Origin of the sequence: Zoogloea sp. (assembly GCF_041914405.1) — a bacterium.
Classification (GTDB): Bacteria; Pseudomonadota; Gammaproteobacteria; order Burkholderiales; family Rhodocyclaceae; genus Zoogloea.
On sequence record NZ_JAYSDK010000012.1, the window covers coordinates 1 to 22,663 of the forward strand.

A 22,663-nucleotide genomic window follows, 5' to 3' on the forward strand; every position below is an offset into this window, starting at 1 on the left:
CTGCGCATTATAAAGAATTATCGAAAACCGTCAACACCATTCGACAAAATAATTTCAAGCCATCAAATCAGTATTCCGGAGCACCTGCCCCCGTATAAGTACCAGCAAAGTTCTCAAAGCGAGTGAACTCCCCGAGAAAAGTCATACGGATCGTTCCCGTCGAGCCATTCCGGTGCTTGGAAATAATGAGTTCTGCCATTCCCTTATCCGGAGAGTCCGGGTTATAGATCTCGTCCCGGTAAATAAACATGATGATGTCCGCATCCTGTTCAATTGCACCGGACTCCCGCAAGTCAGACGCCACGGGACGTTTATTCGGTCGCTGCTCAAGGCTACGATTCAACTGAGACAGCGCAATAATCGGCACATGCAGTTCCTTGGCCAAGGATTTGACGGAGCGCGAAATCTCCGACAGCTCAGCCGAGCGGTTATCGCTTTCCTTTAGCGACGTCATCAACTGAAGGTAGTCGATGACGATCAAACCCAGCCGCCCGCACTGACGATGAAGGCGCCGACAGCGGGCTCGCAAGTCGGTTGGATTCAAGCCTGGCGTCTCGTCGATAAAGATGGGCGCCTCGTGAAGCCTGCCCAATGCATACGTAAGACGCTGCCACTCGTCGTCGTTCAGCTTACCGGTCCGGATCTTGTGCTGATCGATACGACCAACGGACGACAGGAAACGGGTCGCCAGTTGGGTACCCGGCATTTCCATCGAGAAGATTGCCACCGGCAACCCTGCCTCCACCGCAACTGTTTCAGCGATGTTCAGCGCCAATGAGGTCTTGCCCATACCAGGACGAGCCGCCAGCACGATCATGTCGGAAGGCTGCAGACCCGACGTCTTCTCATCCAGGTCGGTCAGGCCCGTCGGCACGCCGGTAATCCCCGCTGGCGAATCCCGGTCGTACAACTCCTGGATACGATCAACGACCTGCCCCAGGATTGGCTGGATCGCTTGGAAGCCACTGACCGTACGCGCGCCAGCCTCGGCGATCTCGAACACTTTGGCTTCTGCTTCGTCAAGCAGCGTCTTGGCATCCTTACCGGACGGCGTCAGTGCGCTAGCGGCAATGTCATCACCCACCGACACCAATTTGCGCAGAATGGCCCGCTCGCGAATGATCTCGCCGTAGCGGCGTACGTTCGCGGCCGACGGCGTGCTGTTGGCGATCTCACCAAGATAGGCCAGACCGCCGACATGCTCGGCCTCACCGCTCTTCTCCAGACTTTCGAACACCGTCACTACGTCAGCCGGCTTGCCCATTTCCACAAGCTTGGCGATATGCCGGAAGATCCGCCGATGGTCATCCCGGTAGAAGTCGGCCTCATTGACGATATCGCCAACGCGCTCCCATACGGAGTTGTCGATCATCAACCCCCCCAGCAGCGACTGCTCCGCTTCGATGGAGTGCGGCGGCAAGCGCAGGGAGGACATGACGGGATCTTCGGAATGACTATCAGATTTGCGCATGGGGTCTTCAGCAACACAAAGACAAGGCCCGAAGGCCAAAAAGCAAAAAAGGCTGCACGAGGCAGCCTTTTTTGTGGGGAGCCAAAGCTCTCCTGACGATCAGTTCTCGCCAACCACCGTGACAGTGATGTTAGCAGTCACATCGGTGTGCAGGGAGACGACGAGCGGGAACTCGCCGACAACCTTCAGCGGGCCTTCCGGCATGCGGACGGCGGACTTCTCGACGCCAAAACCAACCGTCTTCAGCGCTTCCGCGACGTCGGCGTTGGTCACGGAACCGAACAGGCGGCCATCGACACCCGCCTTGCGGGAGATGGTCACGACAGTGCCTTCGAGCTTTTCGCCCTGAGCCTGAGCGGCAGCCAGCTGCTCGGCAGCGATGCGCTCGAGCTCGGCGCGGCGAGCTTCGAACTCAGCCAGGTTAGCGGCGTTGGCACGCTTGGCCTTGCCTTGCGGGATCAGGAAGTTACGGGCGTAACCGTCCTTAACCTTGACCACATCACCGAGGCCACCCAGATTGACAACCTTGTCCAAAAGAATGATTTGCATGCTGTCTCTCCGGAATTACTGATGCAGGTCGGTGTAGGGCAGCAGGGCGAGGAAGCGGGCACGCTTGATCGCGGTGGACAGCTGACGCTGATAGCCAGACTTGGTGCCGGTGATGCGAGCCGGCATGATCTTGGCGTTTTCGGTGATGAAATCCTTCAGGATGTCCACATCCTTGTAATCGATCTCTTCAATCTTTTCTGCGCTGAAACGGCAGAACTTGCGACGCTTGAAAAGGCTGCGACCGCCACGGTCGTCCTTACGCTTCATTGCTGGCTTGAATGCCATGATTCATTCCTTCCAAAAATTCGATCGTATCGATGTGCAATACAGGCGTCCGACTGCGCAGGCTCTTTGCGGCCAGAAATCCGACGACATGAGCCGGACATCCGAGACGGGCGCTGGCGAGCAGTTTCGCCTTGTCACCTAGAGCCACAACTTGCAGCTCGAGGCTAACATCCCGTTCCACACCTGCTTCGACCTGCCGGGACCGATGCTCCAAGCGCCCTGCCATCACCGGTATGCCACCGGGGGAGTAACGCAAGGCGCCGATTTCGGTCAGGACGCCATCAATCTCAAAACTGTTGCGCAGCGCTTCCTGCAACTCAGGCAGCGGGCTGCTCGGCGGCCGGCTTGGCCTCTTCACCAGCACCGGAAGTCAGGGAACGAGCCTTTTCTTCCTTCATCATCGGCGACGGGGTGGTCACGGCGCGCTTGGTGCGGATGGACAGGTAACGCAGAACGGCGTCGTTGAACTTGAAGCCGTGCTCGAGCTCAGCAATGGTGGACTGATCGCACTCGATGTTCATCAGCACGTAGTGAGCCTTGTGGATCTTCTGGATCGGGTAGGCCAGCTGACGACGACCCCAGTCTTCCAGACGGTGAATCTGGCCGTTCTGGGAGGTCACGAGGGAACGATAACGCTCGATCATGGCGGGAACTTGCTCGCTCTGATCGGGGTGAACGATGAATACGACTTCGTAATGCCGCATGGAATCTCCTTGTGGATAAAAGCCCCCCGTCATGCGAACGGTAGGACAAGGTTGCCCGTCGGCGGATAGAAAGAAAAACCCCTTCTATCCCGAGGGAGCCGGCGATGTTGGCACATCCGCGGGTCTTTTGCAAGAGCGACCCAGGCCGCAGCCAGGTCAGCCGTAGCCGCCCACCCCGCCGAAGCCTCCGCCCTTGAAGGAGGCACAAAGCTCAGAGGTCGCAGCCGCCAGCAGCATCCCATCGACGCCGACGGCGATGAAGCGCGCACCCGCGTCCCGGTAGCGGGCGACCAGCTCCCGGTTGCCGCACAACACGCCGCCGGCCTTGCCGCAGGCTGCGGTACGCTGCAGCCCATCCTCGATGCGTGCGACGATGTCCGGGTGATTGGGCTGGCCGAGCAGGCCGAAGGACGCAGCCAGATCAACTGCACCGAAGAACACTCCGTCAACGCCAGGCACTGCCAGGATCGCATCAAGATTTTCCAGGCCGGCACGGGTTTCCACCTGCACGAGCAGACACATCTGGTCGTTGGCTTTGTCCGCGTAATCGGTGATCCGTCCCCAGCGTGCTGCCCGCGCGATAGAGCTTCCGACACCGCGGATGCCCTCCGGCGGGTAGCGCATCGCTTCGACCAGATGCTGCGCTTGCTCCGCCGATTCGACCATCGGGATCAGCAGGGTCTGCACGCCAGTTTCCAGCAACTGCTTGATCAGCACATGGTCGCCCTGCGGCGGCCGCACAACAGGCTGCGAATCGTAAGACGCGATGGCTTGCAGCTGCGCGAAGATCGAGCGCAGGTCGTTCGGGCCATGCTCCGCATCGATCAGCAGCCAGTCGAAACCGGCGCCCGCACAGATTTCCGCGCTGAAGATCTCCGACAGCCCAAGCCACAGGCCGTACTGCAGATCCCCCGCCAACAGGCGCTCCTTGAAGCGATTGTTCTGTAATTCCATGTGGTCCCCATCCTTCAGACTTTGTTGTTGTTCAACCATCCCGGCACAGGCCTGACGCACATCATAAGCCACGTCCGACACCACAAAAAAAGAACCCCTGCGCGACGACTGGTCACGCAGGGGTCAAGCAACGACCGACAAACTCAGGGAGGAGAGGAATTACGTCGGTCGAGGGAGACACAAGGACGAGAGCCCAATTTCACTCGGAGCCAGAGGCCGCCGCCCGGGCCCGCGCATCCACCTCGTCCTTGCGCAACACACTGGCCGGCTCACCGCCGATGGCCCAATCCTCTGGCGGAACGCGCCGGCAACAGCCGCGCACCAGATCGCGGCGCACACCAAGCACATCCACGAGCAGGTCGGTGAAGCCCCTCAGCAGGCGCTGGCGCTGTTCCAGCGGACGCCCTTCGAGCACGATGCAGTCGAACCAGGGCGCATGCAGTCCGTTGTGCGCCGCCAGATCGCCGGCGACAGCCATCTGCAACGGCCGATGGGGTGTGATGAAGGCGCGCACCCGGTCCATCGGCGCGTCGAGCACTTCCGCGTAAAAACGGCAGGCGCCGAGGAGCAGGCGTTCGTCCTGCTCCGGCGTGCTCATGCCTTCAACGAGATGGAAATTGACGATCGGCATCGTGATACCTCCTAGGGCAGGCCGCGGCGGCGGCCGGAATCGAGCATCAGGCTGGAGCCGGTCATGGAATCGGCCTCTGGTGCGAGCAGCAGCGCCACCGCCCAAGCCACCTGCTCCGGCGTGGTGAAACGGCCAATGGACGAATCGGCGAGCATCTCGGCCAGCACCTCGTCCACAGTGATGCCCCGCAATGCGGCGCGATCCGCAGCGACCCGGCGTAGGCGTTCGGTGTCAGCGGGTCCTGGTGCGATCAGGTGGGCCGTCACCCCGCGCGGACCATAAGCCAGGCTGAGCTGGCGCACCACATTCACCAGTGCCGAGTTGGCCACGCCAGCCGCCGCAGCATAGGCCGTCGGCTCGAAGCCGTAATGACCGCCAATGGCGACAATCCGCGAGCCCGCCGACAGCAAACCGTCGACCGCCCGCGTCAGGCGCAGCAGGCCACCGACCTTGATGTTGACCGCATCCACCATGCTCGCCGTCGGCGCGCTGAGGATGCCGCCCGCCACCGCGACGCCTGGGCCATGCACCACCATCCGCACCGGCCGGTTGACGGCCGCCGCAATGGCTGTGATCGCCGAGTCATCGCCGATGTCCGCGACGCAGGCCGTCAGGCCGGGCACGCGGTCCTGCAGGCTAGCCAGCGAATCGGCGCTGCGGGCGACCGCCACCACACCTAGTCCAGCGGCCGTCAGCCTATCCACGATGGCGTTGCCGAAGGCGCCGGTCGCGCCGACGACGATGGCCAGTTCTTCAGGGGTATTCATGTTCGCGAGTCCATCCATCGGTTAGGGTCACGAGCACCTCAGGCCGTGACTTCCTTCAACAGGCCACGCTCCTTGGCCATGGTCATGGCGGTGTCCATGATCATGTCCTCCTGGCCACCGATCATCTTCTTGCGGCCCAGCTCCACCAGGATGTCCCGCGCCGGTACGCCGAAGCGCTCGGCGGCCCGCTTGGAATGGAGCAGGAAGGTCGAATAGACGCCAGCGAAGCCGAGAGTCAGGGATTCCCGGTCGACGCGCACCATGTGGTCCATCATCGGCACGATGATGTCCTCGGCGGCGTCCATCAGCTTGAACAGATCCACGCCGGTGTCGATGCCCATGCGCTCACAGACGGCGGCGAACACCTCCAGCGGCGTATTGCCGGCGCCGGCACCCAGGCCAGCCACCGAACCGTCGATGCGGCTCGCGCCGGCCTCAATGGCGGCGATGGAGTTGGCGATGCCCATGCCCAGGTTGTGATGGCCGTGGAAGCCGATCTCGGTCTCCGGCTTGAGCACGTCGCGCAAGGCCTGCACGCGGGCCTTCACGTCCTCCGGCAGCATGTAGCCGGCCGAGTCGGTGACGTACACCGTATGGGCGCCGTAGTCCTCCATCAGCTTGCCCTGCTTGGCGATGCCGGCCGGGTCGTTGAGGTGGGCCATCATCAGGAAGCCGGTGGTGTCCATGCCCAGCTTGCGCGCAAAGGCGATGTGCTGCGGCGAGGTGTCGGCCTCGGTGCAGTGGGTCGCCACATGCACGCTGCGGGCGCCGCAGTCGTAGGCGGACTGCAGTTCGCGCATCGTGCCGAGGCCGGGGATCAGCAGCACCGACACCTTGGCCTGCTTCATCCGCGACGCCACCGCCGAGATGTATTCCTCGTTGCTGTGCGGCGCGAAGCCGTGCTGCAACGAGTTGCCGCCCATCCCCGCCCCGTGGGTGACCTGCAGGTAGGGCACGCCGGCACCGTCGAGGGCGGTGGCGACCTTGACCATCTGGTCGACGCTGATCTGTTCGCGCTTGGCGTGCATGCCGTCGCGCAGGCACATGTCGTGCAGGATGACCTTGCGGCCCTTCAGGCTGGATGCGCTCATCACGCCACCTCCATGGATTGCAGCTTGATCTTTCCGGCGAGGATCTCCTCGGCGAACATCTCCGCGGTGCGGGTCGCCGCCGCGGTCATGATGTCCAGGTTGCCGGCGTACTTGGGCAGGTAGTCGCCAAGGCCGGCCACTTCCATGAACACCGACACGCGATGCCCCTTCGGCGTCTCGTCGAACACCGGGCCGTTGACCAGTCGGTAGCCCGGTACGTACTTCTGCACTTCCTTGATCATCTCCAGCACCGAGGCGGTGATACGCGCCTCGTCCGGCGCCTCGTCGGTGAGGCAGTAGATGGTGTTGCGCATGATTAGCGGAGGTTCGGCCGGGTTGATGATGGCCAGCGCCTTGCCCTTGCGCGCACCGCCGACGACCTCGATGGCGTTGGATGTGGTGTAGGTGAATTCGTCCAGGTTGGCGCGGGTACCCGGGCCAACCGACTTGGAAGCCAGGCTGGCAACAATCTCGGCGTAGCCCACGCTCTGGATCCGCGACACCGCATTGACGATGGGAATCGTTGCCTGGCCGGCGCAGGAGATCATGTTGACGTTCATCTCCAGCTTATCGGCGTGCTCGCGCAGGTTCACCGGCGGCACGCACAAGGGGCCGATGGCGGCCGGCGTCAGGTCGATCATCAGCACGCCCAACTCGTTGAGCTTGCGGCTGTTCTCCGCATGCACATAGGCGCTGGTGGCATCGAAGGCGATCTGGATGTTGTCTTCCAGCACGTGGGGCAACAGGCCGTCCACGCCTTCGGCGGTGGTCTTCAGGCCCATGCCGCGGGCGCGAGCGAGGCCTTCGGATTCGGGGTCGATACCGACCATCCACACCGGCTCCAGCACCGGGCTGCGCTGGATCTTGTAGATCAGGTCGGTGCCGATGTTGCCGGAGCCGATCAAGGCACAGCGGATCTTCTTCATGCGTTCTGCTCCTGGGCGGCCCGCGCGGCAGCGCGCTGGGCCATGGTTTGTCCGGCGACGTAGAAGCCGTCGGTGGCGTGTTCGGTGATCAGGATGCGGACGGTGTCGGCGCTGCATTCGAGGCTCTTCGCCACCGCCTCGGTTACTGCCGCCGCAACTTTGTGCTTCTGCTCGGTGGTGCGGCCCACCATCATGTGCATTTCAATAATTGGCATCAGGTTCTCCTCGGGCTTATTCGACGAAGCGCATCGACACGCTGCCCAGTTCCTGGAAACGGGCAATCACGCTATCGCCCGGCTTCACGGCAATGGCCTCTGTGATGCCGCCACTCATCACGAAACTACCGGCGGGCAGGCTCTCGCCGAGCTCGGCGAGGATGTTCACCAGCATTGCGATGGCCTCGGCCGGATGGCCGAGCACCGCCGCCGAGGCGCCCATCGCGACAATCTCGCCGTTCTTCTCGAGCACCACGCCGAGGGTCCGCAGATCCAGGTCCTTTGCGTAGCGGGCGCGACCGCCTCCAACGAAGCGGGCCGATGAGCCGTTGTCCGCCACCACGCTGGGCAGGTCGAACTTGAAGCCGGAGAAGCGCGAATCGATGATTTCCACCGCAGGCAACACGTAATCCGTCGCCGCCAGCACGGCGCCGGCGGTGCAGCCCGGTCCCTTCAGCTCGTCCTTCATCACGAAGGCGACCTCGCACTCGACGCGCGGATGGACCAGGTCGGTGGTGGAAATGGCTGCATTCTCGGGCCGCGCCATGCGGTCGGTGAGGAAGCCGATGGACGGCACATCGACCCCCATCTGCTTCATCTTGGCCTTGGACGTGAGGCCGGCCTTCCAGCCGACCTGCTTGTGGCCGCGGGCGAGGAAGCGCCGGCGCAGCTCCAGCTGCACGGCGTAGCCGTCGCCGATGGTCATGCCCGGATACTCGTCGGTCAGCTTGGGGATCGCATAGGCGCGGGTCTGGGCGCCTTCGACACGCTCGCACAGGCGGACGATGTCCTCGCGGGACAGGGTGATTTCCATGCTCATACGGCGCTCCTGCCGGAAAATTTGACGCGGCAGCTGCCGAGGCCGCCGACCGTGCACACCAGTTCGTCGCCATCGACGACCGGCACCAGCGCCGACTGGGAACCGGACAAGATCACCTCGCCAGCCTTGAAGGGGATACCCAGTTCGCCGAGGGTGTTGGCCAGCCAGGCCACCGCGTTGGCCGGCGAGCCCTGCACCGCCGCGCCGACGCCGGTGGAGTGCAGCTCGCCGTTCTTCTCCAGCACCATGCCGGCCAGCGTGATGTCAAGCTTGCGCGGGTCGCCCTTGGTCTTGCCGAGCACATACACGCCGCAGGAGGCGTTGTCTGCCACGGTGTCCTGGATGCGGATCTTCCAGTCGGTGATGCGCGAATCGACGATCTCGAAACACGGCACCACATAGTCGGTGGCACGGATCACGTCCATCGCGGTAACGCCCGGGCCCTGCAGGTCTTCCTTCAGTACGAAAGCGAGTTCGGCCTCGGCCTTGGGCTGGATCAGCGTGTCCAAGTCGATCACGTCGCCTTCCTGGTAGACCATGCCCGACGTGAGCTGGCCGAAATCCGGCTGGAACACGCCGAGGAAGTCCTGCACCGGCTTGCTGGTCACACCGATCTTCTTGCCGACGATGGTCTCGCCGGCCGCCACGCGGCGCTCGATGTAGCGCAGCTGAATGCGGTAGGCGTCGGCGAGGGTGATGTCTGGCTCTTGTTCGAGCAGCGGCGCAATCGTGCGGCGCTCGCGCCACGCGTCGTACAACGCGTCGCCGTAGTGTTGGATCTGTTCTTCGTTCATCTCTCTGTCCTGTGGGGGCGAATTCATTCGCCCGCGGGGCTTGGCCAAGGTACGGAGGGCGAATGAGCTCGCCCCTACGTCGGAACGTGCGTCAGAGCTTCACGCAGATGTTTCTGGTCTCGGTGTAGAACTCCAGCGAATGCACACCGCCCTCGCGGCCGATGCCGGACTGCTTGGAGCCGCCGAAAGGCGTGCGCAGGTCGCGCAGGAACCAGCTGTTGATCCAGGTGATGCCCACCTCGACGCGCGCCGCCACGCGGTGGGCGCGGGCCAGGTTGGTGGTCCAGATCGTCGTGGAGAGGCCGTAGTCGGTGGCATTGGCGAGCTGCACGACCTCGTTCTCGCTGTCGAACGGGCGGATATGGCAGCACGGGCCGAAGATCTCCTCCTGCACGACAGCCGCGCTTTCCGGCAGGCCGGTCCAGATCGTCGGCTGCACCCAGGCACCTTCGGCAAGTTCGGCCGGCACGTCGGGCACACCGCCGCCGGTCACCACGGTGGCGCCCTCCTCCACCGCCTTGCGGTAGTAGGACAGGACCTTCTGGCGGTGCTCCTGGCTGATCAGCGGGCCGTAGTTGGCGTCGTGGTTTTCCGGGCGGCCGAACTTGACCGCCTCGACCTTGGTCTTCAGCGCCGCGACGAACTTGTCGAAGATCGGCCGTTCCACATACACCCGCTCGGTACCCAGGCAGACCTGCCCGGTGTTGAGGAAGGCCGAACGGAAGATGCCATCCACCGCCGCATCGAAGTCCGCGTCGGCGAAGACGATGCCGGCGTTCTTGCCGCCCAGCTCGAAGGACACGTCGCGCATGCCGTTCGAAGCCGCCTTCATGATCGCCGAGCCGGTGCGCGTCTCGCCGGTGAAGGTGATCGCGTCGACGCCCGGATGCTGGGTCAGGAACTCGCCGGCGGAGTCCGGCCCGAAACCGTGGATCACGTTATAGACGCCCTTCGGGATGCCCACCGCGTTCATCACCTCGCCGAGCAGCGCCGCCGTGTGCGGCGACTCTTCGGACGGCTTGACGATCACCGTATTGCCGCAGGCCAGCGCCGGGCCAACCTTCCAGGTCATCAGCAGGAAGGGCGCGTTCCACGGGCTGATCACGCCGATCACGCCCTTGGGCACGCGGATCGCGTAGTTCAGCGCACCACGGCCGTCCGGCGTGGACATCTGGAAGGACTCCGCCGGCACGTTCTTGACCATGTCGGCGAAGACCTTGAAGTTGGCCGCGCCGCGCGGAATGAACACCTGCCGCATGACGTGGGACGGCTGGCCGGTGTCGGCCATCTCGGCGGCGACAAAGTCCTCGAAGCGGCGGGTGATCTCGTCGGCCACGCCGTACAGCAGATCGACGCGCTGCTCCAGCGTCAGCCCGCCCCATTCCCCGTGGAGGGCCGCCCGCGCGGCCTGCACGGCCGCATCCACCTCGCCGCGGCCAGCCTCGCTGATCCGCGCGATGACCCGGTTGTCCACCGGCGAACGCTTCTCGAAGGTCTTGCCGCTGAGGCCGGCGGTGTATTCGCCGCCGATGAAATTCTCGATGAGACGCATGCTTACCTCGGTATGTTGTCTGGATGCCATCCGGGCGGAGCCGGTATGGAAGCCAGTCTAAGAATGGGCCTCTATACCGTCCAATACTTTAGTTCTGAACATCGAATACCTTTTAGGTATCGAAGTCGGCGCGCGAAATCGGCGCTTCGCGCGCCGATCCGCTCAGATCGCCTTGAACAGCGGGCTGCGCACCTGCTGGGCGTCGGCCGCGGAGATGAACTTCTCGGTGTAGATGTCCCGCTCGAACAGGCGCCCCTGCATCAATGTGGTGATGCAGGCCTCGATCATCAGCGGCGGGCCGCACAGATAGGCCTTGTTACCGCGGAAATCGTTATCGAACGCGGCCTTGGCGGCCTCATGCACAAAGCCGCGGAAGCCGCTCCAGCCCGAGCCTTCCGCTTCGTTCGACAAGGCCGGCACGTAGCGGAAATTGGGATGCTTCTCGGCCAGCGCCAGGAAGTCATCGTGGTAGTACAGCTCGTCCCGCGTGCGCTGGCCGTAGACCAGCGTGATCGGCGGTTCGAAGCCCTCCTCCAGCAGATCGAGGATCATCGAGCGCGGGCTCGACAGGCCAGAACCGCCGGCCATGAAGAGCACCGGCACCTGGGCCGACTTCTTCACGAAGAAGCGCCCGTAGGGCCCACTGATGCGGACCTTCTCGCCAGCCTGCATCTTCTCGTGGACATAAGTGGTGCCCTGCCCGCCCGGCACAATGCGAATATTGAGTTCCACCTCACCATCCGACGATGGCGCACTGGCGATGGAGAAGGCGCGGCTGCCGATACCGCCGGGCAGCTCGAGGTTCGCATATTGGCCAGCCTGGAAGCGCATCGGCGCGTCGAGCTTGACCCACACGCCCTTGATGGTCGGCGTGAGGGATTCGATGCGCGTCACCGTGCCGTCGAAATCCCGCACCGGCAGGTTCTCAGCGTCCGGGTCTTCCTCGATCTCGGCTTCGATCACCAGATCGCTCTGGGCCGTAGCGCAGCAGGCCAGGCACTTGCCCTCGTCCCGCTCGAAGTCCATCAGCGCAAAGCTGGACGCCTCGCCGTGTTCCACCTCGCCGTCGCTCACCTGCACCTTGCAGGTGGCACACAGGCCGTGGCAACAGGCGTGGGGCAGGTAGATGCCGGCGCGCAGCGCGGCATCGAGGATGGTCTGCCCCTCCTCGATCTCGATGGTCTGACCGAGGGGCTCGATGGTCAGCTCATAGCTCATCGCGCACTCCTCAGGCCGCCGCCGACAGGCTGTTGAGGCCGGCCGTGCGGAAGCGCAGCTGGTCCTTGTGGCCGATGCCGTTGGCGGCCAGGCTGGCGTCGAAATCTGGCGTCCACGGCTGGTTGTCCTTCAGCCATTCGACCTTCGTCCAGTCGAGGGCCGCGGCATCCGGATCGGCCTGCACCAGGGCCGTAAGCGGGCCTTCGACTAGGTCGCGGAAGCGCGTCTCGGGCGGCAGGCACAGCAGGAAGGGCGCGGCGAACAGCAGGTGGCGGTCCCAGCTCGCATACACGATCTGCTTGCCGCCGAAATTTTCCACGCTGTCGCGCGGCACGCCGATGTATTCACGGATTGCAGCTACGGTCATTTGAGTCTCCTCGTCGCGTCGGGAGGCCGGAGCCGGCCCCCGACCAGTCTGTCTTATTGGTTCGTGGTGGCCAGGCCGCGCCAGGCTTCGAAGTTCTGCTGATCCTCGGAGCCGGCGTAGTCGCCGTTGTCCTTGCCGTCGCGCAGGCTGACCCACTCCATCCAGGCGCCCAGGTCGCCATTGATCGGCTCCTGGAATAGCTGCGGCATCGGCAACCAGGCCTGCACGTATTTCTCCGGCTCGTTCTCGAAGACGTGCTGGCAGCCGTCGGAGCAGAAGTGGTACTTCTGGCCGTTGTAGACGGTCTCCCGGTGGCAGGTCAGGGTCGGGTCGTCCGGCTCGGTGAATACGGTCGGCAGCTGGCAGCACTGGCACAGCTTGGCGAGGCCGTAGTTCTTGAACGGCGTGCCGGCGTCGGCCAGCTTCTTGATGTGTTTCCAGCGCGGGCGGTAGTACTTGTCGAAGGTGTCCGGATACTTGGCGGACAGCCAGTTCATGTCGTCCTCGGACGGAATCCAGCTGTGGAAGGCGGTACCGAAACTCCATTGGTAGAGACCCAGCATGAACTGGTGGGACATGTGGTCGATGGCCTTCTCGGCGTCGTCCCAGCCCTTCGGCGGCTTGATGCCATAGCGGGCCAGGTCCTTGAACAGCGCGCCGCCGTTCTCCACACCGTAGATGTCCCAGGCTTCGCGCCAGGACATCACGCGCTTGGGCAGCATGTAGTCCATCATCGTGCTGACCAGGCCCAGCACGCGGAAGCCGCGCCAGAACCACTTGTCGATCCAGTTCTGGACGATGGGCAGGTTGTCCGGGTCCTGCTCGAGCATGAACTTGATGCACTCCAGGCCCAGCGTCATGTGGCGGGCTTCGTCGGACTGGGCCGAGAAGCCGAAGGTCACCGTCGCCATGTCGCCGTTGTAAGCCGCGCCCGACATGAAGGGCACGAACAGCAGGTTGGTCAGCACATATTCGAAGCTGAAGCCGATGGCGATCATGAACTCGAAGGGGCCCGCCGACATCGCATCGTCGAAGAAGGAGCGCGCTACCGAGGTGTACCAGATGCGGTCGCGGGTGTCCGCGAAGGCATGGAAACCGTTGTAGTAACGGTTGTAGTTGGACATCGCGTGGATCTGCGTCTGCGCGTGGCGGATCTCGTCGATGGCCTGCATCTGGCACGCGACCTGGGTACCGACGCCGGGGAACTCGCGGCCGACGCGGGCAAAGCCCTTGTGCGCCGCGTATTCGCCGGGGCTGATGGCCTGCAGGAAGATCTTCAGCGCCGACAGGTAGCGCGCGTCGGTGAGGTTCAGGTGGCCGTTGTTCTGGGCGTGGGCGTCGATGATCGCGTAGAACTTGCGCTCCTTCTCGGCCTGATACTTCCAGTAGGCATCCATGGTCAGGCGGAAGGGGTCTTCCCACTTTTCCCAGTCGTGGATCTTGATGCCCTCGTAGCCGACGTAGGGGAACACGTCCTCCTTAGTCTGGTAGGTGGTATCCCAACCCAGGTCGCGGGTCATCAACTTGTACTTCTCTTTCAGACCAAGCTTCTTCTTGGTGACTTTCATGTCCATGGCGGTCTCCTCGCTCAGCTGTTCCAGCTCAGGGTCAGGGTTTCGTCGTCCTCGCTCACATTGCCAGTGAGGGAGATCAGGTTGATGTGCAGCTCCTGCAGGTCGAAGTCGCGGCCGAGCTGTTCCTCGATGGTCGATTTGCGGATCACCAGCTGGCCCTGGGCGTCGATCTTGACCATCGCCGGCTGACGATTGACGACTGCCTGCGGGTTGTCGATCTCGATCGCCTCGATGATCGGGCGGGTTTCCTCGTTGGCCTGGAGGGCAATGAATACGGTAGACATGAGAACCTCTCAGAGCGGAATGCCGGTTTTCTGGATGCGCGCGGTGAGCGTGGCGAGCTGCTGGCCGACCGCCTCGTCGGCCTCGGCGCCGAGGGCCAGCTCGACGATGGGCACCATCGCCGACGCGGCGCGGGCGCTCCAGCTGCGGGTCCATTCCTGCAACACATCGCGGTTGTGCTCCGACTCGGCGGCGGCCACCTTAAGCACCGCATCGACCCACTTGCGGGTCTCGTCGAACCAGTCGCTCATGAACTGGGTCAGCATCGCCACCGCCGAGGCACCACGCACCGACAGGTGCTCATCGACGATGCGCTCGTACACCAGCGGATACAGCAGACCGTCGAGGGCCACGTTCTGGGCGACGAACAGCTCGAACGGATCGCGCAACACCAGGCAGTCTTCGACGTAGCGGCGCAGCGGCTGCCACGCGGCATCGTCCAGCCAGGCCTGCTTGCCGGCCTCCAGCGCGTCGGTGTCGCCGAGCAGCAGGCCGAGGCGGGACAGGTACTGGGCGATGCCCAGGTTGTCCATCGCGTGGTACATGCACGGCTGGGTAAAGGTGGTGCCGTAGCCGTAGCCGCAGATGAAGGTGTTGTGCTGGTTGGCGCCCCAGGCGGCGTGGCGCAGCGGCACCAGCACCTTGAGGGCGACATCGCGCAGCTCGTCGGACAACATGTCGGCCAGGCCGCGGGATTCGACGAAGGCGAAATTGGCCTCGGCGGTTTCCTGCTGGCGGGCGCGGGTCAGCGTGTAGGTGCTGTAGTAGAACTGGCGCGGGTCCTTCAACGCGTACCAGTCCTGCATGACGATGCGGGTGATACCGGCGTCGTACAGTTCCTGCTCCGGATCCCAGGTGGGCTTGTAGTGGAGGTTCTCGGCGGCCTGGATGTCGTAGCTACCTTCCTGGTAGCGGGAGGCCGGCTTGTCGCCGAAGCGGCGCACCAGATGGTCGAAGGCCTGGCGCTGGGGCTGGATGGCGACCGTGCGGAGGTCGATCTGCATGTTGTGTGTCTCCGGGTGTTCGGATTATTTGAAGCGGGTGTGGGTGGCGTCGGTGAGGCGCCAGTCCCAGTCATCCGCCGGGGCGTCCGGGTCGCGCGGCGGCAGCATCTCCACCCGGTTGGCGGCGCAGAATTCGGCGAAGGCCTCGCGGCCGAGGATCATCTCGACGAAGATCTCCGGCTCGCCGATGGCGAACTCGAACTCGACGAAACCGTTGGGACGCTCGCCGCTCAGGCGCACGAAGCGCCGCGCGGTGTCCATCGGCGGGTGGATGCTCGTCATGGCTGGCGCTCAGCTGACGACGGACAGGAAGGTCTCGTGCAGCTTGCGCTGCGGGTAGTCGAGGCCCTGGCCGAAGTTGTCGAAGGTCCAGGTCATCGTTTCGTAATCGGGATACGGCAGGTGGCCGCCCATGAAGGTTTCGAAACGGTTGCCGGACGGGTCCCACGCGTAGATCGTGCAGCCGCGGGTCACGCCGTGGCGGGTCGGGCCGATGTCCACCGGCACGGCATTCATCGACATGATGTCGCCGGCGCGCAGCACCTGGTCCCAGCTCTCCATCAGGAAGGAACAGTGATGCAGCTTGCCGGGCTCCGGGTACTCGGCGAAGGCGATGTCATGCACCTTCTGCCCACAGGACAGCCAGATCGCCGCATTGGCGTTGCCGTCCGGGGTCAGCACGCGCTCGACGAGGTAGAAGCCGAGCACCTCGGTGAAGATCTTCTGCACTTCGGCCACATTCGGCCCATAAAGCAGCGCATGGTCGAAGCGGATCGGCGCGATGCCATGGTCACGTGCCTTGCACCACGGGGCCGGATTGACGAGGGGAATGCCGTTGCCGACCTTGGTCTTGTCAGCGAACAGCTCCATCACATGACCGGAGGGCAGCGTGAAACGGACCCGCTCACCGGTCTCCAGCATCTCGCCGGCGGGGATCCGCTCGGTGGCGATGCCGTAGGCGCGCAGGTCGGCGTCGAATTTGTCGAGGGTCACCTTGTCCAGCACGCGGAAGCCGAAGAAGTCGATGCCGGCCCGGTCCGCCTCGCGGATCACGTAGCTGTTGTGGTCGCGCTCGTCCCAGCACTTGAAATAGACCCGCCCCTGGGCGTCGCGGCCGGTTTCCACCAGGCCCAGTACGTCACGGTAGAAGCGCACGCTTTCTTCCAGATCCAGCACGCGAACCTGGGCATGGCCAGGACGAAGAACACCGGTAAGCGCCATATCTCGTCTCCTTTTATATGGTTATATCGAACGGTTTTTCAGGGAAGCGGGCGATCGGCGGCGGGCGTGCAGACTTTCTTCTGCAGCTTGCCGATCACCTTCAGGGAAAGATCGCTGGAGGGGTACACCCGGCACGCCAGCAGCCGGCGCTGGGCCAGGTCGTCGTCGGAAACGTGGTCCCGGCTCATCACGCGGGTGCTGAACTCACCCCCGGTGATCTCGACCTTGCAGACGCCGCAACCACCGCCGCGGCACCCCACCGGGATGCCGCGCAAGCCGAGCCGGTGCAGGCCGGAAAGCAGGGATTCCTCCGGTGCGCAGGCGTAGCGGACGCCCGAGTCTTCAATGCTGACGGTGTGTGTCATGGCCCCTCCAGATGTGTATCGACGTTTTCGTCAATCGGCGGCTTTCATCAACTTCATTTATGCCGCGCTTAACACATCTAATGCAGGCGCCGTGCCACTCCCGTAAACAACTGATTATTAAGGCTTCACTCAAAAAGGCGAGCAATTACCCTTTTTGGGCGCCTGACGCTTTTGTCCATGAGGCTTTTTCGCCTGACAAAAGCGTCAAGCTGCAGTGCAGCAAGCGAAAAAATGAAAATCCGGCAAGGGGCGGCAGGCTTTCGCCTCACCCAATTCCGGTGCTTTGTCACACTGAGATGCAAGTTGGCTCAGCGTGCTCGCACGTTGGCATAAGGGAGCGGAGATAATCGAGCAATGAAGTCGCCCTCCACTGCCCGCCGCCAACCCCACTGGATCGTCCGGGCACACTGGGTCATGCGCTCGGTCTCCTTCGTCAATGCCTTCGCGTTCTACGCACTGCACTTGTACGGCAAGGGCTACGCAATCTGGGTGTGGTTGCTGCTGGCCCTGCAGTTCCTGGTCTATCCGCATCTGATCTACCGGCGCGCCTGCCGGGCAGAGAACTCCCAGCGGGCGGAACTGCAGAATCTGGTGGCGGACTGCTTCCTGGTCGCGATCTGGGTTTCGGCGACCGGCTTTCCCCTGTGGATCACCTTCACGCTGCTCATGAGCACGGCGATCAACAACGCCATCAGCCAGGGCTACCGCGGGATATTTCTGGCCTTCGGCGCTTTTGGGCTGGGCTCCTTGCTCGGCGTCGGCATCGGCGGCTTCCAGCTCATCCCGGAAGACAATCCGTGGATCACCGGCCTGTGCGTGTTCGGCCTCAGCTGGTATCTGCTGGGCATCGGCCGGATCGCCCACACCCGGGCCCTGCTACTGCGCACGGTGCGCGAGCACCTCAAGCAGCGGGAACACGAGCTGCGCCACGCCAACGACACGCTGCAGCAGCAACTGGCCGAAAACCTCGCGCTGCAGCGCAGCCTGCACGAACAGGCCAACCGGGATGCCCTCACTGGCCTGTTCAACCGACGCTACCTGATCGACACTTTCGAGCGGGAGCTGGCCCGCTGCAGCCGCGCAGGCCAGCCCCTATGCCTGATGCTGATCGACGTGGACCACTTCAAGCAGGTGAACGACGGACATGGTCACCAGGTCGGCGACCTGGTGCTGCAGGAGCTGGGCCAGTTGCTGGCCCGCGAGGCACGCCAGCAAGACGTGGCCTGCCGCTTTGGCGGAGAGGAGTTCGTGATGCTGTTGCCCGGCCTGCCGGAATCTGCCGCCCACGAGCGGGCCGAGCAATGGCGGCGGGGATTTTCAGACCTGGGCGAGGCCCGTGACGATCTGCCGGGCGCACTGAGCCTGTCGATCGGCGTGGCGCTGTTCCCAGCCCATGGCGCCACCCCGGAGACCCTGCTCCGCGTCGCCGACCAGGCGCTCTACAAGGCCAAGACCGGTGGCCGAAACCAGGTGGTGATCCACGCCCCGGGCGAGGCTGCGACGCCGCAGCCTGCCGCCGGCTGACAAGGGCACGACGGCCAACCCTCACTCTTCCGTCGCGACCGCCCCCTGGCGCAGCCGGTAAGCCAGCTGGCGCCGCGTGATGCCGAGCAGGCGCGCGGCGTGGGTGAGGTTGCCGTTGGCGCGCTGCACCGCCAGTTCCAGCAACTTGGCCTCATGCCGCTCCAGGTCGAAGCCCTCGTTGAGGATCGCCTCGTACAGGCGATTTCGGCTGTCGTCGCGCTCGTTGCCGACCACGCCCGCCCGATCCACCTCGGCCCCCGGCGCCGTCACCGGCGCACCGCCGGCGAACAGGTGCTCGATCTCGATGAGTCCGCCGCTGGGCGCCAGCAGCACGCCACGCTCGATGAGGTTCTGCAGCTCCCGTACGTTGCCCGGCCACTGGTAGCCCATCAGCGCCTGCATGGCCCGGTCGCTGATGCCCTGCAGCTTCTTGTGATACGACGCCTCGTACTTCTCGACCAGCGCCGCCGCCAGCAGCGGGATGTCGCTGCGCCGCTCGCGCAGCGGCGGGATCAGCACCGGATAGGTCGCCAATCGGTAATACAGGTCGGCGCGGAAGCGCCCGGCGGCAATGGCTTGCTGCAGGTCCACGTTGGTGGCCGTCACCAGGCGCACATCCACCTTGCGCACCTGGTCGTCACCAAGGCGCTCCACCTCGCCGGTCTGCAGCACCCGCAGCAGCTTGACCTGGGCCGCCAGCGGCAGGTCGCCGACCTCGTCGAGGAACAGCGTGCCGCCGTGGGCGCGCTCGAAACGCCCCGGCCGTGACGCCTGCGCGCCGGTGTACGCACCCTTCTGCACGCCGAACAGCTCGGACTCCAGCAGATCGTGGGGGATCGCCGCGCAATTGACGGCCACGAAGGGCTTGTCGGAGCGGCTGCCATGGTCGTGGATCCAGCGGGCGAACATCTCCTTGCCGACGCCGGTCTCGCCGAGCAACAGCACGGTGATCGGACTGGCCGCTGCCTTGCCGACCAGGTCGAAGGCAGCCTTGAAGCCCGGCGACGCGCCAACCAGGTTGCCGGCCGGACGGGACGCGCAGAGTGTCTTGCGCAGGCGGCTGATCTCCTCGCGCATCTCCTCCAGCTGCCCCTGCAGGTTGTCGGGCTTGAAATACCCCAGGTAGGGGTCATCGCCCCACTCCTCCGCAGGCTTGCCGACGATGTGGCAATGGACGTCGCCACAGGCAAGGCAGGCGGTCTCGCGAAAAACGATCAGGCGGTTGAAGAACTGCGTGGCGTAGCCCGACGCATAGCCAACCAGCGTCCAGCAGGCCGGGGCCTCGCCGATCCCGAACAGCTGCAGGTGAGAGTCAGCCTCCCAGGAGTTGTCCCAGTCCACCTCACCGGCAAAGCTGCCGCGCTCCCAGTCGAGGTCGGACTGCACGATGTTGGAGCGCACCAAGCCTTCGAAGGCGTGCAACTCCGGCCCGATGCGGAAGACGTCATCGGGGTCGCCGCTACCGAACAGCTTCTTGGCCAGCTCTGCGTCCTTCTGGCCGGACGCGAAGCCCATGCGGATCAGCAGGCCGCGGGCCCTTTCGACACCGAGGGAGTCGAACAGCTCCCGGCGCAACGCGCCCATCGCTCGGGCGTGAAACAACAGCATGCGATTCTCGTCGAGCCAGATTTCTCCCTGCTCGAGGTTGAAGCGCAAGCGCGAGCGCAGGTTGAACTGCTCGATCAGTCTGGTTTTTGTCATTCCCCTCTCCGCGGCATCGGACGTGCCGTTTGTCGGTCTACTGTACTCCGCCCCTTCCCCGGCTAGGCGATGCCGGCGGTCCGGCCGGCGACCAGCGCCCCGTAGGCGTCCTTCAATGCCCGGTAGGCCGGCCGCACCCGTTCGATACCCTGCGTGCGGATCCACGCCAGATCGCCGGCCCGCGCGCGCTCCAGCATGCCGCTGCGGGCCCGACGGTAATCCTGCAGACGGCCCTTGAAGGCCTGCACCGCCCGCCGCCCCGCCTCGTCCTGCACGGCCCGGTCGATCTGCGTGAGCTGCGCATCGACGACCCCATCCAGCGCCTCGATGCGCTCCACGTGCGGCAGCGCCTGCTCGCGGTTGCGCGAATTGACCACCAGAATGCTGTTGGTGCGGGTCTCCTCGATGGCATCGAGCAACGCCACCAGCGCATCACGGCGCACGTCGATGGCCACGCTGAGGCCATTGAGCTCCACCAACCCGGTCATCAGCTGGCGCAGGCCGGCATCGCAGCCATTGACCCGCTCGTCGAGGGCACGCGCCAGGCCAGCCACGCCGCCCATCTCGTCCACCAGGCGGCCGCCCGAGGCCGCTTCGCCGTTGGCCCGGCTGACGATGTTCTCGACCGCCGCCATCGTCTGACTGGCGCCATCGGCGATCGCCGCCAGGGTCTCAGCCGCCTCGCCGGTGCTGTCGGCGCTGGCGCCGGCCTGTTCCTTCACCCGCGCCAGCAGCACGTTGAGCCCGTCGCTGCCGCTCTCGATGGCGGCGATGATCTCGCCGACGCTGACCGTCGCCTCGCTGGTCCGCTCGGCAAGCTTGCGCACCTCGTCGGCCACCACCGCGAAGCCGCGTCCCTGCTCACCGGCCCGCGCCGCCTCGATGGCCGCGTTGAGGGCCAGCAGGTTGGTCTGGCTGGCGATGCCCTGGATGATCTGCACGATCTTGCCGATCTGCTCGATGTGCGCATGCACGCCGGCAAACTCCTGCCCCACCGCACCGACCACACCGGCCAGCTCGCGCACGCTGTCCGACATCTCGGCCACCCGGCCGCCGCCGGAGGAGGCCCGGGCGTGGGCGTCGGCGGCGATGCCGAGCAGCAGCCCGGCCTCCGTCGACACGGCGCCAATGCCAGCCGCCATGCCATTGACCGCAGAAGAAGCAGCCAGCGCCAGCTCCGACTGCTGGTCGGCGGTCTGCACGACATCGGTGAAGGACGACACCAGCGTGCCGGAGGACACCATCAGGTCGCGGGCCAGTTCGCCCATGCGGCGCGCCGCCGCCACCTTTTGCTGCAGCAGCCCTTCGAGGCGGCGCACCGAGTCGGCAGCGCTGGCCGACGCGCTCGGATCGTCGAGCAGGCCGCGGATGTCGTCCAGTTGCCGCTGCACCTGGCGCAACGGGCGACGCGCCAGCGCAAACGCCAAGGCGCAGGTGGCCAGCACCAGAATCAGGCCAACCCCGGAAACGAGAATTTCAGTGCTCATGGAATACCTTCCTTGGGACGGCGGATGGGAATGACAGCTGCGGGAGCCGACGCACAGGCCGCCCCCGCAGGATCACCGGCACCAGCAGGAATGCGCCTCACGGCTCTTCAGGGCGTCGCGCCCCCCGCCTCGTCGTTCATCAGACGCACGAACAGCTGCCGGAAGGCCAAGTCCTGCTCACTGCCGACGCGGCAGTCCCCGTTCTGGCGGAAGGCGTCTTCAATAGCGCGCCAGTCCTCGTCACCGAGGAGACGGCGCGCCGCCGGCAGGATCAGCTTCTCTTCGGTGCTGATGTGCTGCCACTGGGCGTCGGCGAAGCGCTCGATCGCCACGCCCAGCTCACCCTGCCGCGCGGCGTCCTGGCGCCCGTCCGCCAACAGTGCGTCGATGGCCGCCAGTTGGGCGCCGCCGTCCCGGTGCTCCCGCTCCAGCGTCGCGATCAGCGCATCCAGTTCGCCGTCACGGCGGGCCAGGCGGCTGAACAGGTGACGCTCCTCCTTGGGGTGATGCAGCACGTCGGGAAAGGCGCGGAGGTAATGGAGCAGCGCCGCAACAAAGTCCAGGTCCGGCGCCCCGGCGGCGCCCCCTTTCAACCGCCCGGCCTGACGGCGCAGGCCATTGACGACGGCGGCGATGGCGCGGTGCTCGTCCTTGATGATGTCGATGGCCGCGCGGGCCGCGTCGTTGGCGACGTTGCTCTCGACGCTGGCCACCAGCACCGGCAGGCTGCTGTGGGCCAGCACCTTCTGGGTCTGCGAGCCGAGCATCAGCCCGCGCAGACCTCGATGGCCGTGGGAAGCCATGAAAATCAGGTCGCAACCGCGCTCCGCGGCCACGGACAGGATCAGTTCGTAGGGCCGCGCGCCGGTGCGGGCCACCGCCTCGCAGTCCAGCCCGACGACCCGCGCCGCCACCAGCGCCTTGGCCAGAATCGCGTTGGCCTCGCCGGCCGCCGCCGCAGCAAAGTCCTCCGGCGAAAGCGTGCGCAACAGCGCCCCGTCACCGCTGCCGCCCACGTCCTCGCGGGCGGTGAAAAAGGTGATCCGCGCCTTGAGCGCACGGGCGAATTCGACGGCCTGGCTCACCAGGCTGGAGGACAGTTCCGAGCCGTCCAGGGGTACGAGCAAATGGCGATACATGGGTTCTTGTCTCCTCAGTTCC

Annotated in this window: 26 protein-coding genes; 1 reads left to right on the forward strand and 25 read right to left on the reverse strand. The window is 64.8% G+C overall.

Annotated features, from left to right (window positions below; genetic code table 11):
- Positions 1-67: 67 nt before the first annotated feature.
- The 22 genes from dnaB to ACE3RX_RS09290 all read right to left on the reverse strand — a co-directional run bounded on the left by dnaB (position 68) and on the right by ACE3RX_RS09290 (position 16,790).
- Positions 68-1,435, reverse strand: coding sequence for a replicative DNA helicase (gene dnaB, locus ACE3RX_RS09185; RefSeq protein WP_374482594.1), 1,368 nt, complete (start codon positions 1,433-1,435; stop codon positions 68-70).
- 135 nt (positions 1,436-1,570) lie between these two features.
- Positions 1,571-2,020 (reverse strand): 50S ribosomal protein L9, encoded by a 450-nt coding sequence (rplI, locus tag ACE3RX_RS09190; RefSeq protein ID WP_374482596.1) that lies wholly within the window; start codon positions 2,018-2,020, stop codon positions 1,571-1,573.
- Positions 2,021-2,035: 15 nt separating this feature from the next.
- Positions 2,036-2,305, reverse strand: a complete 270-nt coding sequence (gene rpsR / locus ACE3RX_RS09195; RefSeq protein ID WP_153162030.1) for a 30S ribosomal protein S18 — start codon at positions 2,303-2,305, stop codon at positions 2,036-2,038.
- Positions 2,277-2,621, reverse strand: a complete 345-nt coding sequence (gene priB, locus ACE3RX_RS09200; protein ID WP_374482598.1) for a primosomal replication protein N — start codon at positions 2,619-2,621, stop codon at positions 2,277-2,279. The genes rpsR and priB overlap by 29 nt, the downstream gene beginning before the upstream one ends.
- A 1-nt stretch (position 2,622) precedes the next feature.
- Positions 2,623-3,009, reverse strand: coding sequence for a 30S ribosomal protein S6 (gene rpsF, locus ACE3RX_RS09205; protein ID WP_374482600.1), 387 nt, complete (start codon positions 3,007-3,009; stop codon positions 2,623-2,625).
- Positions 3,010-3,165: 156 nt separating this feature from the next.
- On the reverse strand, positions 3,166-3,963 hold the full coding sequence (locus ACE3RX_RS09210; RefSeq protein WP_374482602.1) for an aldolase/citrate lyase family protein: 798 nt from the start codon (positions 3,961-3,963) through the stop codon (positions 3,166-3,168).
- A gap of 199 nt (positions 3,964-4,162) precedes the next feature.
- On the reverse strand, positions 4,163-4,594 hold the full coding sequence (locus ACE3RX_RS09215) for a 4-oxalocrotonate tautomerase family protein (protein ID WP_374482604.1): 432 nt from the start codon (positions 4,592-4,594) through the stop codon (positions 4,163-4,165).
- Positions 4,595-4,605: 11 nt separating this feature from the next.
- Positions 4,606-5,361 carry an SDR family oxidoreductase gene (locus ACE3RX_RS09220; RefSeq protein WP_374482606.1) on the reverse strand — a complete coding sequence of 252 codons (756 nt, stop codon included), beginning with the start codon at positions 5,359-5,361 and terminating at the stop codon, positions 4,606-4,608.
- Between the two features lie 38 nt (positions 5,362-5,399).
- Entirely contained in the window at positions 5,400-6,452 is a 1,053-nt protein-coding gene (gene dmpG, locus ACE3RX_RS09225) for a 4-hydroxy-2-oxovalerate aldolase (RefSeq protein WP_374482608.1), read from the reverse strand.
- Complete coding sequence (locus ACE3RX_RS09230) at positions 6,452-7,378, reverse strand: acetaldehyde dehydrogenase (acetylating) (RefSeq protein ID WP_374482610.1); 927 nt, start codon at positions 7,376-7,378, stop codon at positions 6,452-6,454. The genes dmpG and ACE3RX_RS09230 overlap by 1 nt, the downstream gene beginning before the upstream one ends.
- On the reverse strand, positions 7,375-7,593 hold the full coding sequence (locus ACE3RX_RS09235) for a 4-oxalocrotonate tautomerase family protein (protein ID WP_374482612.1): 219 nt from the start codon (positions 7,591-7,593) through the stop codon (positions 7,375-7,377). Before ACE3RX_RS09235 ends, ACE3RX_RS09230 begins: the two co-directional genes overlap by 4 nt.
- Positions 7,594-7,609: 16 nt before the next feature.
- The gene (gene dmpH, locus ACE3RX_RS09240) at positions 7,610-8,413 is read right to left on the reverse strand and encodes a 2-oxo-3-hexenedioate decarboxylase (protein ID WP_374482614.1); all 804 of its coding nucleotides are present in this window, start codon (positions 8,411-8,413) and stop codon (positions 7,610-7,612) included.
- Positions 8,410-9,207 carry a 2-oxopent-4-enoate hydratase gene (gene dmpE, locus ACE3RX_RS09245; RefSeq protein WP_374482617.1) on the reverse strand — a complete coding sequence of 266 codons (798 nt, stop codon included), beginning with the start codon at positions 9,205-9,207 and terminating at the stop codon, positions 8,410-8,412. The genes dmpH and dmpE overlap by 4 nt, the downstream gene beginning before the upstream one ends.
- A 91-nt stretch (positions 9,208-9,298) precedes the next feature.
- Complete coding sequence (locus tag ACE3RX_RS09250; protein WP_374482619.1) at positions 9,299-10,759, reverse strand: 2-hydroxymuconic semialdehyde dehydrogenase; 1,461 nt, start codon at positions 10,757-10,759, stop codon at positions 9,299-9,301.
- A 162-nt stretch (positions 10,760-10,921) separates the two neighbouring features.
- The gene (locus ACE3RX_RS09255) at positions 10,922-11,977 is read right to left on the reverse strand and encodes an NADH:ubiquinone reductase (Na(+)-transporting) subunit F (RefSeq protein ID WP_374482621.1); all 1,056 of its coding nucleotides are present in this window, start codon (positions 11,975-11,977) and stop codon (positions 10,922-10,924) included.
- Between the two features lie 10 nt (positions 11,978-11,987).
- Positions 11,988-12,344 carry a phenol hydroxylase subunit P4 gene (locus ACE3RX_RS09260; protein WP_374482623.1) on the reverse strand — a complete coding sequence of 119 codons (357 nt, stop codon included), beginning with the start codon at positions 12,342-12,344 and terminating at the stop codon, positions 11,988-11,990.
- A 53-nt stretch (positions 12,345-12,397) separates the two neighbouring features.
- Complete coding sequence (locus ACE3RX_RS09265) at positions 12,398-13,918, reverse strand: aromatic/alkene/methane monooxygenase hydroxylase/oxygenase subunit alpha (protein ID WP_374482625.1); 1,521 nt, start codon at positions 13,916-13,918, stop codon at positions 12,398-12,400.
- A 14-nt stretch (positions 13,919-13,932) separates the two neighbouring features.
- The gene (locus tag ACE3RX_RS09270; protein ID WP_374482627.1) at positions 13,933-14,202 is read right to left on the reverse strand and encodes an MmoB/DmpM family protein; all 270 of its coding nucleotides are present in this window, start codon (positions 14,200-14,202) and stop codon (positions 13,933-13,935) included.
- Positions 14,203-14,211: 9 nt separating this feature from the next.
- Positions 14,212-15,204 (reverse strand): aromatic/alkene monooxygenase hydroxylase subunit beta, encoded by a 993-nt coding sequence (locus ACE3RX_RS09275; RefSeq protein ID WP_374482629.1) that lies wholly within the window; start codon positions 15,202-15,204, stop codon positions 14,212-14,214.
- A 24-nt stretch (positions 15,205-15,228) separates the two neighbouring features.
- Positions 15,229-15,486, reverse strand: coding sequence for a phenol hydroxylase subunit (locus tag ACE3RX_RS09280; protein ID WP_374482631.1), 258 nt, complete (start codon positions 15,484-15,486; stop codon positions 15,229-15,231).
- Positions 15,487-15,495: 9 nt separating this feature from the next.
- Positions 15,496-16,425, reverse strand: coding sequence for a catechol 2,3-dioxygenase (locus ACE3RX_RS09285; protein WP_374482633.1), 930 nt, complete (start codon positions 16,423-16,425; stop codon positions 15,496-15,498).
- Between the two features lie 38 nt (positions 16,426-16,463).
- Positions 16,464-16,790 carry a 2Fe-2S iron-sulfur cluster binding domain-containing protein gene (locus tag ACE3RX_RS09290; RefSeq protein ID WP_374482635.1) on the reverse strand — a complete coding sequence of 109 codons (327 nt, stop codon included), beginning with the start codon at positions 16,788-16,790 and terminating at the stop codon, positions 16,464-16,466.
- Positions 16,791-17,144: 354 nt separating this feature from the next.
- On the opposite strand from ACE3RX_RS09290, the gene ACE3RX_RS09295 reads away from it, so the two are divergent.
- Entirely contained in the window at positions 17,145-18,314 is a 1,170-nt protein-coding gene (locus ACE3RX_RS09295; protein WP_374482637.1) for a diguanylate cyclase, read from the forward strand.
- Positions 18,315-18,335: 21 nt separating this feature from the next.
- On the opposite strand, the gene ACE3RX_RS09300 is transcribed toward ACE3RX_RS09295, so the two are convergent.
- The 3 genes from ACE3RX_RS09300 to ACE3RX_RS09310 all read right to left on the reverse strand — a co-directional run bounded on the left by ACE3RX_RS09300 (position 18,336) and on the right by ACE3RX_RS09310 (position 22,641).
- A complete protein-coding gene (locus tag ACE3RX_RS09300) occupies positions 18,336-20,015 on the reverse strand; it encodes a sigma 54-interacting transcriptional regulator (protein ID WP_374482639.1) in 1,680 nt (559 codons plus the stop codon).
- A gap of 62 nt (positions 20,016-20,077) precedes the next feature.
- Complete coding sequence (locus ACE3RX_RS09305; protein ID WP_374482641.1) at positions 20,078-21,502, reverse strand: methyl-accepting chemotaxis protein; 1,425 nt, start codon at positions 21,500-21,502, stop codon at positions 20,078-20,080.
- Positions 21,503-21,609: 107 nt separating this feature from the next.
- A complete protein-coding gene (locus ACE3RX_RS09310) occupies positions 21,610-22,641 on the reverse strand; it encodes a universal stress protein (protein WP_374482644.1) in 1,032 nt (343 codons plus the stop codon).
- Positions 22,642-22,663: the final 22 nt, after the last annotated feature.